General features: G+C 49.6%; 14 protein-coding genes. 9 read left to right on the forward strand and 5 right to left on the reverse strand.

Annotated elements, in window-relative coordinates; genetic code table 11:
- Positions 1 to 256 precede the first annotated feature (256 nt).
- Complete coding sequence (locus R6U67_RS12695) at positions 257 to 1,606, forward strand: TIGR03279 family radical SAM protein (RefSeq protein WP_410252887.1); 1,350 nt, start codon at positions 257 to 259, stop codon at positions 1,604 to 1,606.
- 81 nt (positions 1,607 to 1,687) lie between these two features.
- On the opposite strand, the gene R6U67_RS12700 is transcribed toward R6U67_RS12695, so the two are convergent.
- Positions 1,688 to 2,215 (reverse strand): Dps family protein, encoded by a 528-nt coding sequence (locus R6U67_RS12700; protein ID WP_410252888.1) that lies wholly within the window; start codon positions 2,213 to 2,215, stop codon positions 1,688 to 1,690.
- 486 nt (positions 2,216 to 2,701) lie between these two features.
- Here R6U67_RS12700 and R6U67_RS12705 point away from each other — a divergent pair, with 486 nt between their 5' ends.
- Positions 2,702 to 2,932, forward strand: a complete 231-nt coding sequence (locus tag R6U67_RS12705; protein WP_410252889.1) for an Asr1405/Asl0597 family protein — start codon at positions 2,702 to 2,704, stop codon at positions 2,930 to 2,932.
- Between the two features lie 31 nt (positions 2,933 to 2,963).
- The gene (locus R6U67_RS12710; protein WP_410252890.1) at positions 2,964 to 3,740 is read left to right on the forward strand and encodes a TrmH family RNA methyltransferase; all 777 of its coding nucleotides are present in this window, start codon (positions 2,964 to 2,966) and stop codon (positions 3,738 to 3,740) included.
- Between the two features lie 8 nt (positions 3,741 to 3,748).
- Here the strand turns inward: R6U67_RS12710 and R6U67_RS12715 are convergent, their stop codons facing one another.
- Positions 3,749 to 3,979, reverse strand: a complete 231-nt coding sequence (locus R6U67_RS12715) for a hypothetical protein (protein ID WP_410252891.1) — start codon at positions 3,977 to 3,979, stop codon at positions 3,749 to 3,751.
- Positions 3,980 to 4,197: 218 nt separating this feature from the next.
- Here R6U67_RS12715 and lpdA point away from each other — a divergent pair, with 218 nt between their 5' ends.
- Positions 4,198 to 5,631, forward strand: a complete 1,434-nt coding sequence (lpdA, locus tag R6U67_RS12720) for a dihydrolipoyl dehydrogenase (protein ID WP_410252892.1) — start codon at positions 4,198 to 4,200, stop codon at positions 5,629 to 5,631.
- 41 nt (positions 5,632 to 5,672) lie between these two features.
- Here lpdA and R6U67_RS12725 read toward each other — a convergent pair whose 3' ends face one another.
- The 3 genes from R6U67_RS12725 to R6U67_RS12735 all read right to left on the reverse strand — a co-directional run bounded on the left by R6U67_RS12725 (position 5,673) and on the right by R6U67_RS12735 (position 8,658).
- Positions 5,673 to 6,575, reverse strand: coding sequence for a hypothetical protein (locus R6U67_RS12725; protein WP_410252893.1), 903 nt, complete (start codon positions 6,573 to 6,575; stop codon positions 5,673 to 5,675).
- Positions 6,576 to 6,817: 242 nt separating this feature from the next.
- Positions 6,818 to 7,654 (reverse strand): hypothetical protein, encoded by an 837-nt coding sequence (locus R6U67_RS12730; protein ID WP_410252894.1) that lies wholly within the window; start codon positions 7,652 to 7,654, stop codon positions 6,818 to 6,820.
- A 32-nt stretch (positions 7,655 to 7,686) separates the two neighbouring features.
- On the reverse strand, positions 7,687 to 8,658 hold the full coding sequence (locus R6U67_RS12735; protein WP_410252895.1) for a nodulation protein NodZ: 972 nt from the start codon (positions 8,656 to 8,658) through the stop codon (positions 7,687 to 7,689).
- 332 nt (positions 8,659 to 8,990) lie between these two features.
- Here R6U67_RS12735 and acnB point away from each other — a divergent pair, with 332 nt between their 5' ends.
- The 5 genes from acnB to R6U67_RS12760 all read left to right on the forward strand — a co-directional run bounded on the left by acnB (position 8,991) and on the right by R6U67_RS12760 (position 13,170).
- Positions 8,991 to 11,594 carry a bifunctional aconitate hydratase 2/2-methylisocitrate dehydratase gene (acnB, locus tag R6U67_RS12740; RefSeq protein WP_410252896.1) on the forward strand — a complete coding sequence of 868 codons (2,604 nt, stop codon included), beginning with the start codon at positions 8,991 to 8,993 and terminating at the stop codon, positions 11,592 to 11,594.
- 157 nt (positions 11,595 to 11,751) lie between these two features.
- Positions 11,752 to 11,937 carry a type II toxin-antitoxin system HicA family toxin gene (locus R6U67_RS12745; protein WP_410252897.1) on the forward strand — a complete coding sequence of 62 codons (186 nt, stop codon included), beginning with the start codon at positions 11,752 to 11,754 and terminating at the stop codon, positions 11,935 to 11,937.
- A 10-nt stretch (positions 11,938 to 11,947) separates the two neighbouring features.
- Entirely contained in the window at positions 11,948 to 12,175 is a 228-nt protein-coding gene (locus tag R6U67_RS12750; protein ID WP_410252898.1) for a type II toxin-antitoxin system HicB family antitoxin, read from the forward strand.
- 216 nt (positions 12,176 to 12,391) lie between these two features.
- Complete coding sequence (locus tag R6U67_RS12755) at positions 12,392 to 12,802, forward strand: DNA-binding protein (RefSeq protein WP_410252899.1); 411 nt, start codon at positions 12,392 to 12,394, stop codon at positions 12,800 to 12,802.
- The gene (locus tag R6U67_RS12760) at positions 12,781 to 13,170 is read left to right on the forward strand and encodes a hypothetical protein (RefSeq protein ID WP_410252900.1); all 390 of its coding nucleotides are present in this window, start codon (positions 12,781 to 12,783) and stop codon (positions 13,168 to 13,170) included. Before R6U67_RS12755 ends, R6U67_RS12760 begins: the two co-directional genes overlap by 22 nt.
- The last annotated feature ends 173 nt before the right edge of the window (positions 13,171 to 13,343 follow it).

Here is a 13,343-nt window from a genome sequence, read left to right on the forward strand (position 1 = left end):
GCATACGGGAACTCACGCCTCTGGAGACATCGACCTCTGCCTGGGTGGGGAAACTCCTCAAGGTAAGTCGAGTCGCAGAAAGAGGAAACCTCATCAGTAATGGTGGGAATCCCACGCTATATTCTTTGAATTAGCGTGGGAGGATGTCAAAATAGGCTGACATTATAATTCGGGAATTGCCCAGTTTCGCCACGAAATCTGGGTTATTCCCATTTCAGAACCCGCCCCTATCTTAGAGATTACGATACTTGCCTTCATGAGTCGTTCAACCATTCAACCCGCCCTCGTCACCAAGGTTCTGCCAGGTTCCATTGCTGAAGAGATTGGCTTTCAGGCAGGCGATCGCCTCGTATCCATTAACGATATCTCACCGCGAGACTTAATCGACTATCAATTTCTTTGTGCTGACGAAATTCTCAGCCTAAAAGTTCTCGACAGTGACAACGAACTCCATGAAGTCGAAATCGAGAAAGACTACGATTGTGATTTAGGCTTAGAGTTTTCCTCTGCCTTATTTGATACTCTAATTCAATGCAATAATCGTTGTCCCTTTTGCTTTATTGATCAAAAACCCCCAGGAATGCGGGATACTCTCTATCTCAAAGACGACGATTATCGCCTCAGCTTTCTCTATGGTTCCTATCTCACGCTAACCAACCTTCCCGCCGCTGAATGGGAACGCATCGAACAACTGCGACTTTCGCCGTTATATGTTTCCGTACACGCCACCGAACCCGAGGTGCGATCGCGCCTCCTGAAAAACCCCCGCGCCGGACAAATCCTCGAACAGTTACAATGGTTCCAAGATCGGCGTTTACAAATTCACGCTCAAGTGGTGGTTTGCCCTGGAATTAACGATGGGATTCACCTCAACAAAACCCTAAACGACTTAGCCCAGTTCGGCAAAAACCTCGATGATGACGATATCCCGGCTGTGGCTTCCGTGGCGGTGGTTCCCGTTGGCTTAACGCGATTTCGCCCCCCCGAAGATGAACTAACTCCCGTCTCCCCCAGCAAAGCCGAGGACGTCATCCAACAGGTTCAAGCCTTACAACCGCAATTCCGAGAACAGTTAGGATCGAATTTTGCCTGGTTAGCCGACGAGTGGTTTCTCCTAGCCGGCTTAGAAATGCCGGAACGGGTTGACTATGAAGGCTATCCCCAAATTGATAATGGTGTCGGTTCGATTCGCCTCTTCCTCGATGAATTTCGCGAAATCGCCTCTACACAACTTCCCTCTCAGGTTCATCCTCCCCGTCACCTCACCTGGGTTGTGGGGAACGCTGTCAGAACTGCGTTTGGGGAGATTCTGCAACAACTCAACGCTGTTGAGGGGTTAACGGTGGAGATGTTAAGCCTCAATAGCGAGTTTTGGGGGCAAGAGATTAGTGTGACTGGGGTTCTCACGGGTTCCGATGTCAGGCGAGGGTTGCAACAACGGCGAGATTATCTCGGCGATGGGATTGTTCTGCCGACGGTGATGTTGAAACATGGGGAAACTCGCTTCCTCGATGATGTCACTGTGGAAGAGTTGGAACAGGAATTTGGGGTTCCGATTCGTCTGGCGACGGGAAGCGAGGGGTTGATTCAGGCGTGTTTAAGATAGGGAACAGGGAACAGGGAACAGGGAACAGGGGCGGGTGTTGCCCGCTGTTCCTTGTCTGGATACCAGAGTCTGGATAACAGACTATTGTTTCAGGCTATCAGGAGCGAGAAAATGGGCAATGTGATAGGCGCGTTCTTCTGTTTTGAGGAGCATTTCTTCATATAAATGGCGGGTGGCGCGATCGCCAACACTTTCACATTGTGCCGCCTGAGAACGCAAGAGGGAAATCGCCGCTTGTTCGGCTTTTAAATCCGATTCTAGCATTTGTCGGGCGGGAAAAACACCGTCTGCCTCGGGTTCAAAGGCGCAAAGTTCTGCCAGTTTACTGAAACTTGCGGCGGGAACCCCTCCGAGGCCATTGAGCCGTTCTCCTAAGTCATGAACATGGCCGGCGACGTCATCATAGCATTCTTGGAAGAAGTTATGAAGTTGATAAAATTCGGCGCCTTCAACCACAAAATGATGTTTTTGATATTGTAAATAGAGGGCTTGGAAGGTGGCTAAGAGGATATTTAAGCCCTCGCAGACGGGTTCTGTTGTGGTTTTGGGCAGTGCAATGGGATTGTCGGCAATTTGCTCGAAGGCTTGGATTGGGGTTGCGATCGCCATTGAAAATTCTCCTGGTTACAAGACGAGTCTTGAGTATTTTTGAGTATTTTTGACCCCGTTTTGGGTCATCCATGTCTTGATTAGAACACAGGCAAATGGAAAATTCAAGGCATTTTGGGGCGGTATATCCTAGTTAGGAGAATGATTCCCAACAATATTGACAAGCATTATCAGTTAGGTTGAAATACCCTAAAACTGGGGGTATTTCTTGTGATTTTTAAAACCATTCATTAAGCGATACATGGCTATCTAAAAAAGTACAAATAAACTCGATAGAGTGATACTCAAATCCAAAGGATAGCTCAGGAGTTCCTAATAACGAGATATTATTGACAGCTCCCCCCTCCAGGACGATAAACGGTAGCCAAAGATACAGTGATACCCAGATATGTTACAGAATGTAACGAAGTCAGTCAGGGCTGGTGCGATCGCCGATACTCCCTTTATAATCAAAAAAATTATTGCGAGACTATCTCATTAACTGCCATGCCACCATCGCCCTATCAACTAAAAATTCATGGAGGTTGTCGCTGGTGTATCTACCACAGGCTAAAGGATTTGGGGATTTGCTGTCACTGTCGCGCCTATCAGCCGCTCGATGTAACCGTCGATACACCATCACAGTTATTGCAAATTTGGAGCGTCACGCGGCAATATACAACCGCACCAGACATTCTAAAAAATTGGCTCGAAGACTGTTGGCAACAACAGGGATGATAGAACCATATCCCTGTCAGTCCCTGATATTATGCTCACTAGCCTACAAAACCCCCTCATCAAGCAACTGCGCAAACTCCACCAAACCAAACAGCGCCGACTCCAGCAACGATTCCTCCTCGAAGGAACTCACCTCATCGAAGAAGCCAACCGCCATCAGTATCCTCTCGATGTTCTCTGTTATACCCCCGCCTGGGGCGATCGCCATCCGCAACTGCTGACGCAACTTCAGGCCCAACGCACCGAAGTTGTCAGCGAGGATGTCTTAAACGCCCTCGCTACCACCGTCAACCCCGATGGTGTCATCGCCACCGCCCCCCAAAACCCCCCATCTCCCCCCCAATTGTTACCCTCCGGGGTGGGATTTGCCCTGGAACATCTGCAAGATCCGGGAAATTTGGGAACTCTCATCCGTACCGCTGTTGCGGCGGAGATCGATGGGCTATGGCTGAGTGAGGATAGCGTCGATCGCACCTCCCCGAAAGTCTTGCGGGCTTCGGCGGGAACCTGGTTTCAGATGCCCATGACGCCCTGTGAGAACCTCCTCGACACGGTACAAGACTATCAATCCCAGGGGGTGCAAGTGGTGGCCACCTGCTTAGATAGCCCCGTCACCTATTGGGATGTGAACTGGAAGCCGCCGTCGTTGATTTTGCTGGGAAATGAAGGGGCGGGATTATCGTCGCCTTTGTTGGAACTGGCCGATCTGCGCGTTACCATACCCATTAGCCCTAACGCCGAATCCCTGAATGTGGCGATCGCCGCCGCTTTGTTGGCTTTTGACGTCAGACGACAACGACTGGGGTAAACTTCACCTTAATCAGAATCGGGGGAATTGGGGTTTTTCGATTCTAGAAATTGCTCAATATCGGCGATCGCATCCTCCCAGATCGCCAAATCCGTTGGCATATCACTGGGGGGTTCCACGGGTTTCGCCTTGGATGTCTCCGAGTCTTTGGGATGGCTGTTCATCGCTTTACGCAACTGTTCGAGGGTTTCCTCAAACGTGGGTTCGGCATCCGGGCGATCGGGAGTGTTAGGTTCCATAAGTCGAGAAAGAAGCAAGGGGGCAAACGCTGTCTCGGCGTTACCCAGCCGAGACTAGGCTACCCAATTTAGACAATCAACCGGGCGATCGCGGCATATCTCGCCGATCCTAACAAACTTTTTTCTCCCCTCCCAATCTCCTCCCCTCTCGCGAGGAGTTGTCTGATTGCCCCCGCACAGTTGAAAATAGGAAGGCTAAACGCACAGAGAAACTACTCATGAGTCAAGGGTTTGATTACGATCTCATTATTATTGGTGCCGGTGTGGGGGGGCATGGTGCAGCCCTTCATGCTGTCGCCCAGGGGCTAAACACCGCCATCATTGAAGCCGCCGAAATGGGCGGAACCTGCATCAATCGCGGCTGCATTCCCTCCAAAGCCCTCCTCGCCGCATCGGGGCGCGTGCGGGAACTGCGTCAAACCCAACACCTGCGATCGATGGGGGTTCATGTCGGAGAGGTTCAATTCGATCGCCAAGGAATCGCCGATCACGCCGATAACTTGGTAAACACCATTCGCAGCAACATGACGAACAGCCTCAAACGCCTCGGAGTGGATATCATCCAAGGCTGGGGTAAAGTCGCCGCCGCGCAAAAAGTAAGCGTCGAAACCCCGGAAGGGGAAAAAACCTACAGTGCTGAGAATATCATTCTTGCCCCTGGTTCGGTTCCCTTTGTTCCCCCTGGGATTGATCTCGATGGGAAAACTGTCTTTACCAGTGATGATGCCCTAAAACTGGAGACGGTTCCGCCCTGGATTACCATTATTGGCAGTGGCTACATTGGCTTGGAGTTCGCCGATGTCTATTCCGCCCTGGGTTCGGAGATTACCATGGTCGAAGCCCTCGACAAACTTATGCCCACCTTCGATCCTGATATTGCTAAAATCGCCAAGCGGGTGTTGTTGGATGCCCGAGATGTGGAAACCTACGCCGGTGTCTTCGCCACGAAAGTCACCCCAGGAACCCCGGTGATGATTGAATTGACGGATGCCCAATCTAAGGACGTCGTCGAAGTCTTGGAAGTGGATGCTTGTTTGGTGGCGACGGGGCGGATTCCCGTTACCAATAAGCTGAATTTAGAGGCGGTGGGAGTCGAAACTGATCGCCGAGGCTTTATTCCGGTGAATGATTATTTGCAAGTTATCGCTGATGGGGAACCGGTTCCTCATCTCTGGGCCATTGGTGATGCTACGGGTAAGATGATGTTAGCTCATGCGGCTTCGGCGCAAGGGGTTGCCGTGGTTGAGACGATTCAGGGGCGCGATCGCCAGGTAGACTATCGCAGTATCCCAGCGGCGGCCTTTACTCATCCTGAAATCAGTTTTGTGGGCTTAACGGAACCCCAAGCTAAGGAGTTAGGGGAGTCGCAAGGCTTTGAGGTGGGAACCGCCCGCACTTATTTCAAGGCTAATTCTAAAGCCCTCGCCGAAGCGGAAACCGATGGGATTGCCAAGATTATCTACCGTAAGGATTCGGGGGAATTGTTGGGGGTTCATATTATCGGCATTCATGCGGCGGATTTGATTCAAGAGGCGGCGAATGCGATCGCCAATCGGCAATCGGTGCGTGAGTTGGCCTTTAATGTGCATACTCACCCCACCCTTTGCGAAGTTTTGGATGAAGCCTATAAACGTACCTTAGACGCGGCGTAATTGCTGGGTTTCTAATTACCTAACTGTCGTTGTGGCCAGTATTACCCCCCACAACGACAGGGTAAATCCGATTCGTCAATATAGCCCAAGTTGATTAAAAAGGCCTGCAACGCTGTCGGGAAATCGGGATGTTTGCCAATCACGTCTCCCTCATCGTTATAAATGTTGTATCCCGAGATTCCCGATTCATCATCGGGGTCATAATGGGCTAACATAAACTCCCACCCCTCTGCAAACTCTCCTAACAGAGCTTTTTGGGCAACGTACCCGGCTAATACTCCGTTCACGTCGTGATTTCGTTCTTGGAGTGTCACATACATCTGCCAAGCCCGTTGACGAAGTTCCTGCCGATGTTCGCGACTAACATCGTGAAATTCTCCATCCTCGAAGTTTAAAATACGAGAGGGGGGAAAGGAACCGGCAAAGGAACTAAAGGCATAAAAGAAGCGTTGATCAACGGTTACGTATTCAACTTGTCTATCACCGTTGATATCTTCAAAGGTTCCACCACCCAATTGTTGCCAATCGAGGCGAGTGCTGTCAAAGGAATCGCCATTCCAGCTATAAATGTCATGAGTTGTGCAACAATGAGCGCCGCCACTAAAGGTTGTAATAATGACTTCTGGTGTTCCGCTTTGGTTTACGTCTTTTAGCATCACATTCGCCCAGGAAAAGGTGAGGGCACTGTCGCGTAATATCAATTCCCGAGTCCATTCACGATAGCGGATTTGATAGTGTAAGTTATTACGGTGATAACGATTGTCTAAGTCAGGGTTTCCGTCGTAGCGAACGGAAACTTGCATATTTCCGTCACGGAGTTCACGCTGTCTAAAGGGAGGGGTATCGGAATCAATGTGAAGGGTGGGCTGGGCGATCGCCCCCGAAATCCAAGTACCACTCGCCAACCCCAAGGCTGAGATGAGAGAAATGAGTCGCCAAACCATAATTAACACCAGATGCAATGATAGATTATCATTCAGTCTAGTGCTATCTAAACCGGAGAATTTCCGGCTATCTATGACAAAATAAGCCAGCAAAAGATAGACAGTTAAGCAAGTGATACAGGGTCTTCCAAACTGTGGGAAAATATCCCTAGGCTGGTCTATCCTCCCGCTATCATAAATACTTTATTTTGTCAATACTTCTTCGTAAAAATTACTCAACCTAACCGGATTTCCGCAACTGGCTAATCTTCTAAATAGCCAGACTCCACTAAGAACGCGCGTAACGCCGTGGGAAAGTCAGGATGTTGGCCAATCACCTCGCCATCCTCATTATAAATATCTAGCCCCCAGTCCTCTTGGCGGTCATAATGCTCTAACATAAACGCCCAAGCTTCCTCAAATTCATCTAACAAGATTTTTTGGGCTACATATCCGGCTAAAACACCATTAATTTCATAATCTCGTTCCTCCACAACGGAGCGCATTTCCTGGGCGTGCGATCGCAGTCTTTGGGGATACTCACGAGTCACATCCTCAAAACCAGAATCGCCCAACGAGAGAATCCTAGACGGAGGAAAAGAACCCGCATAGGAACTAAATCGATAGAGAAATCCACCGTCAAAGGTTAAAAATTCTAGATCTCCATCATTATCCAAGTCTTGAAACCTCCCACCGCCACCATCAGCGGGGCCGAGGCTAAACTCCTCAAATTCACGTCCAGTCCAACGATAAATCTGGTGAACCGTGCAACAATGAGCGCCTCCCGTGTAGGTTTCGACGATGACTTCTGGAGGTCCATTATTATCTAAGTCTTGAAAACGGACTTCACCCCGCATCATTGGATACTCAGGAGTGTCTTGTAACTGGGCTTCATCTTGGTAATATAAAATATAGTACAGTTGGCGATCGTCCATCTGCTCTCCAGCCCGATAATCGACGCGAACACGAATATCTCCCTGAGAGATCTCTTGCTCAAAAGACTCAGAATCGTAGTCAATGTTGACTTTGGAGCCTGCGATCGCCCGAGAGGCCACCCCGACACCGGCCATCATGACCACCGTTAAAAAAAACGAAATCATCTGATATATCATCATCTAACCACTCTCAACCGTTAGACCCCGATCATCCGCTTAAGCCGTAATTCAACACGCTTAATGAGGGATTTATTCCTGTCAATATCATAGCATCGATGATTGGGCTTCGTCATCAGAAGACTCGCCAAAAAACTAAAGGATGAACGGGAAGCAAAAATCAAACTATCACAAGCCGCCAATAGATACAAATCCATCAACGCTTCAATTCCATTCTGTACCAAATCTTGGCATTCCTGGGGATTTTGATGCAGTCGTTTACCCGACGTCGAAAACCATTTGCTAATTGAAATGACGTTCGGAAACTTATCCTGAAAAGACAGCAAGACATCTTGAGAATCTGTTGCCAAAAAAATCTTGAACTTAGGATATCTTGATTGAACAGATCCCACAAGCGATCGCAGAGATGACTCAACCTCCGGCAAGGGAACTTTCATATCCGAATACCGAATATGAACACCAATCATATGCCCCTCAAAATTCTCGTTTTTAAATTTCTCAACCTCGTGAAAAATATCCTCTTTCAAGAAAATATTCTCCCGTAGAATTGAGCTGAGGATTTCGCTCCCTGTGAGCTGTGCCAACCCCATCGCATCGCCCGTGAATAAAGGGCGCATGGCATGAATTTTGTGAGTATAAGCCGACAAAACAATGATATCTTCCTCATAATCGAGCCGGGAGACATCAAACGACATATCCGCATAACCAGTCAATCCAAACTCATTACGAAGAGACCCCAAAGAGCGATGAAGTTGATGTTGCCAAACAGCCGGATAAATCGAATCCGTCACCGGCAAAACATCAACAGACTTGGCTATCGGACAATCAAAATAGCGAAAAAACAAGTTTTCTCCCGTATTGGAATAACTCCCATCCCGCCAATCCACCACCAACTGTCGGCCACTCAACTGAGCATATAAAATCCCCGTTGCAACCGCAAAAACCCGATTGCCAATCCCGGAGGTTCCCTTAACAACAATGTACCTTGTCATAGTTTTTACGGAGCAACTATCCCCATCTTAGCGGCGGTTTTGCCGTCGTCAAGCCAAAACCCGACTCCAGAGACCCCAATCCCGTCAACCCTCTCCGTAGTTACACGGGGTCTCGCCCCCACCTCCGCCTCCCGTGGCGAAAGTCAAGACATCCCCACATCTAGCCCATCCCAACCCCAACAAAATTCGTTACCTTGAAAACAGAATCCCTCAAAACCCTAGCGGTCATCCCCCCACTCACCGTAGGATTTTAAGAATCATTACCCTAAGTTGACCGCTGCAACCGCATCAAACGGGTATTGTCGTTTGAACTATAAGGAGAACCCAACCGAATGTTAGACGCATATCGCCAACACGCCGCCGAACGGGAAGCCCTGGGCATCCCCCCCCTTCCCCTAACCGCCGAACAAACCTCAGAACTCTGTGAACTCCTCAAAAACCCTCCCGAGGGCGAAGAAGGGTTCCTGATGCTCCTCTTGCGCGATCGCATTCCCCCCGGTGTAGACGAAGCCGCCTACGTCAAAGCCGGCTTCCTCACCGCGATCGCCAAAGGAGAAATCGACTGTCCCCTCATCTCCCATCAGGGCGCCATCTCCCTCCTAGGAACCATGGTGGGTGGCTACAACGTGCAGTCCCTCGTCGAACTGCTCAAATCCCGCGACAGCAACCTGGCCGCCGCCGCTGCAACCGCCCTCAGTACCACCCTGCTAGTCTTCGACGCCTTCAACGACGTTCTAGCCCTCTCTGACATTAACCCCTACGCCAAACAAGTCGTCGATGCCTGGTCCAACGGTGCTTGGTTCCTCGACAAACCCAAAGTTCCCGAAGCCATCACCGTCACCGTCTTCAAAGTTCCCGGAGAAACCAACACCGACGACCTCTCCCCAGCCCCCCACGCCACCACCCGGCCCGACATTCCCCTCCACGCCCTCTCCATGCTGGAGTCTCTCATGCCCGAGGGGATTGAAACCATCGCCAAACTCAAAGAAAACGGCCATCCCGTGGCCTACGTCGGCGATGTCGTCGGAACCGGTTCCTCCCGTAAATCCGCCATCAACTCCCTGTTATGGCATATCGGTCATGACATCCCCTACGTCCCCAACAAACGCTCCGGCGGCTTCATCCTCGGTGGCAGTATCGCCCCGATTTTCTTCAACACCGCCGAAGACTCCGGTGGCTTCCCCATCGAGTGCGACGTCACCCAAATGGAAACCGGGGATATCATCACCATCCATCCCTACAAAGGCGAAATCACCAAAAACGGTGAACTCCTGACCACCTTCACCGTCAAACCCAACACCATCCTCGACGAAGTGCGGGCCGGCGGACGGATTCCCCTATTGATTGGTCGCAGTCTCACCGACAAAACCCGCGAAGCCTTGGGCCTCGACATTACCGACCTCTTCGCCCGTCCCGAAATCCCCGAAATCAGCAACAAAGGCTTCACCCTGGCCCAGAAAATGGTCGGCCAAGCCTGCGGACTTCCCGGCGTGCGTCCCGGAACCTCCTGCGAACCCGTCATGACCACCGTGGGGTCCCAGGACACCACCGGCCCCATGACTCGCGACGAACTCAAGGAACTCGCCTGTCTCGGCTTCTCCGCCGACCTCACCCTACAAACCTTCTGCCACACCGCCGCCTATCCCAAGCCAGTGGACATCAACACCCACCGGGACTTGCCCGACTTCTTCTCCACCCGTGGCGGCGTCTCCCTACGTCCAGGAGATGGCATCATCCACTCCTGGCTTAACCGGATGCTATTACCGGATACCGTCGGAACCGGCGGCGACTCCCACACCCGTTTTCCCTTGGGGATTTCCTTCCCCGCTGGCTCAGGGTTGGTGGCCTTCGCGGCGGCGTTAGGGGTGATGCCCTTGGATATGCCAGAATCCGTGTTAGTACGCTTCACTGGCGAGCTACAGCCCGGTGTGACCCTGCGGGATATCGTCAACGCTATTCCCTGGGTGGCGATTCAGGATGGGAAACTGACCGTCGGCAAAGAGAACAAGAAAAACCTCTTCGCTGGGCGGATTATGGAAATGGAAGGATTGCCTGATTTGAAAGTCGAGCAAGCCTTTGAGTTGACCGATGCAACGGCGGAGCGGTCTTGTTCCGGTTGCACCATTAAGTTAGGGACTGAGACCATTTCCGAGTATCTCCGTTCTAACGTGGCGCTGTTGAAAAACATGGTCGCTCGCGGCTATCAGGATGCGCGTACTCTGATGCGTCGTGCGGCCAAGATGGAGGAGTGGTTAGCCAATCCTGAGTTAATGTCGGCGGATAAGGATGCTGAGTATGCGGACACCCTAGAGGTGAACCTCAGCGAGATTACCGAACCCATTGTCGCCGCCCCCAATGACCCGGACAATGTCAAGTTGATGTCTGAATGTAGCAATGACAAGATTGATGAGGTCTTCATCGGCTCTTGTATGACCAACATTGGCCATTATCGGGCTGCGGCGAAGGTGTTGGAAGGGGCTGGCCCGGTGAAAGTGCGGCTCTGGATTTGTCCTCCCACGCGCATGGATGAGAAGCAATTACGCGAGGAAGGCGTCTATGGTATCTTCGCGGCGGCAGGTGCGCGCACGGAGATGCCGGGATGTTCTCTCTGTATGGGGAACCAGGCCCGAGTTGAAGATGAGGCCACGGTCTTCTCCACCTCGACTCGTAATTTCAACAACCGTATGGGTAAAGGGGCGCGAGTCTATCTGGGTTCGGCGGAGTTAGCGGCGGTTTGTGCGCTGCTCGGCCGCATTCCCACGAAGGAGGAATATCTGGAGATTATGAAGGATAAAATCGACCCCTTCGCGGATGAGTTGTACCGCTATCTCAACTTCAATGAGCTGGTTGGCTTTGAGGATGAGGGGCGCGTGATTCCCATCGAGGATATGCCGAAGATTGAGGATATCTTAGGAATGCCGGCTGGGGCGAAGTAAGTCACCCCGGGGCGACTCCTAGAAACCGGGTGTCTTGAAGACACTCGGTTTCTCACCCCCTCGGGTTGTTAGAATGGTGGCGTAGGTCATAACTGTTTAAACAGCCCAGCTATATGCCCGTAAACTATATCAAAGAATGCCCTAGAAGATTCGAGACTTGAAAAAGTCACTGGCTAAATCAGGTTTTGTCAAGGTTTCTGCAAAAGGAAGCCATACTCAATGGAAGCATCCTAGTTTCTCTGTGATTCTAATTATTTTTGGTAATGATGGAAAAGATGCAAAGCACTATCAAGAAAAACAAGTGTCTGAAGCCTTAAAACTATTAAAGAAAAACCAAAAATAAGAATGATTTTATGAGATATACGATTGTAATTCAATGGTCAGAACTCGACGACTGCTTCGTTGTCTTCTTACCTGACTTTGAAGAAGTCATGCAGCCTGTCACTCATGGTGATAGCTATGAAGACGCCTTTAAAAATGCTCAGGACGTGTTGGAACTGCTGGTTGAGTCGAGTCGTTTGGAAGGGAAGCCATTACCTCCAGTTAAACCTACGTTTCAACCTGCTTATCGGGTTTGTTAAGGATGTCATCGATAGAAAAATCGAGGTTTCAAGTTTGAAGTATAACGCTGTTCTACCGTCAAGGGTAGCGAATTGGTTCGGTTTTGTGAAGGAGGAGCACTCTGAAAACGTAATACTTTATTGAAAACGTAATACTTTATTAAGAAAATCGCAAAATCACTAAAATCGTTGGTAAAATACTGAGATATGTTGGTGTAGACTGAGATTAATCGTCTTTTGAACAGGCAAGATTTACAACAATTAGCAGATATTCGACAAAATGAAGTCGAGGTTTTGCTCGATAACCACCAGTACTCGGGGGCTTACTACCTGAGCGGCTACATCGTTGAATATGCGTTGAAGGCTTGTATTGCTAAACAAACAAAAGAGTATGATTTTCCTGACAAAAAAACAGTTTTAAACAGTTACAACCACAATTTGGTCAAGTTGGTGAAAGTTGCAAATTTAGAAACTGACCTAAGGCAATATAGGGGAAATCCTAGCTTTGAGGCAAGGTGGTTAACCGTCCGACGTTGGACGGAAGAAAGCCGATATGAAAGACATGACCGACAAACAGCCCTCGATATTTACGAGTCAATCACTAATCCGAATTATGGAGTTTTGCAATGGCTACAGCAACATTGGTAGGTTACGAAATAGAAGAGGGAAAACGCCTTCTTGATGCCCTAAATGAAGCTGGACTTTCGATAGATTCAGGACTCTGGATTTACGACTCAGAACGGGAGTTTTGGCAACTCATGCTCACGTCACCACTCTGTGATACTCATGGGATGTTGAAAGCCTATGAGGAAATTCTAACGGTATTTCATAACGTAGAACCAGCATTAAAAATTGATTGGACTTCTCTTGTTGCGGTTAGTCCTCAATATGAATTGATTGAAGGGCTGCGTCAGTTGCAATGTCAATTTAATTTAGATTTTTCAGGAAGACGGATTGTCAATAATATGGTTGATCGAATACTGATTGAGGATGCTTATGTTTATCAAATCAAATAGCCAAAGATAAAACAACATTTACTGGATTGGACGAACACTATGCCCTACGGCTCAATAATAACAGTGGACAAACTGCGATCGCAATTCTAGAAAGTCATTGAACTGAATCTTAATTTGGGTCTTCTGGGTTTAGGGTGATAAGGAAAATTTATGGCAGATTACACCCGTTACTG

The sequence above is a fragment of the Sodalinema sp. genome (genome assembly GCF_046483825.1).
In the GTDB taxonomy this organism is placed as follows: domain Bacteria; phylum Cyanobacteriota; class Cyanobacteriia; order Cyanobacteriales; family Geitlerinemataceae; genus Sodalinema.

Excerpts from the sequence above, each read along its gene's own strand:
- R6U67_RS12695 (WP_410252887.1), top strand. The coding sequence starts at position 257 with ATGAGTCGTTCAACCATTCAACCCGCCCTCGTCACCAAGGTTCTGCCA.
- R6U67_RS12700 (WP_410252888.1), bottom strand. The coding sequence starts at position 2,215 with ATGGCGATCGCAACCCCAATCCAAGCCTTCGAGCAAATTGCCGACAAT.
- R6U67_RS12705 (WP_410252889.1), top strand. The coding sequence starts at position 2,702 with ATGCCACCATCGCCCTATCAACTAAAAATTCATGGAGGTTGTCGCTGG.
- R6U67_RS12710 (WP_410252890.1), top strand. The coding sequence starts at position 2,964 with ATGCTCACTAGCCTACAAAACCCCCTCATCAAGCAACTGCGCAAACTC.
- R6U67_RS12715 (WP_410252891.1), bottom strand. The coding sequence starts at position 3,979 with ATGGAACCTAACACTCCCGATCGCCCGGATGCCGAACCCACGTTTGAG.
- lpdA (WP_410252892.1), top strand. The coding sequence starts at position 4,198 with ATGAGTCAAGGGTTTGATTACGATCTCATTATTATTGGTGCCGGTGTG.
- R6U67_RS12725 (WP_410252893.1), bottom strand. The coding sequence starts at position 6,575 with ATGGTTTGGCGACTCATTTCTCTCATCTCAGCCTTGGGGTTGGCGAGT.
- R6U67_RS12730 (WP_410252894.1), bottom strand. The coding sequence starts at position 7,654 with ATGATTTCGTTTTTTTTAACGGTGGTCATGATGGCCGGTGTCGGGGTG.
- R6U67_RS12735 (WP_410252895.1), bottom strand. The coding sequence starts at position 8,658 with ATGACAAGGTACATTGTTGTTAAGGGAACCTCCGGGATTGGCAATCGG.
- acnB (WP_410252896.1), top strand. The coding sequence starts at position 8,991 with ATGTTAGACGCATATCGCCAACACGCCGCCGAACGGGAAGCCCTGGGC.
- R6U67_RS12750 (WP_410252898.1), top strand. The coding sequence starts at position 11,948 with ATGAGATATACGATTGTAATTCAATGGTCAGAACTCGACGACTGCTTC.
- R6U67_RS12760 (WP_410252900.1), top strand. The coding sequence starts at position 12,781 with ATGGCTACAGCAACATTGGTAGGTTACGAAATAGAAGAGGGAAAACGC.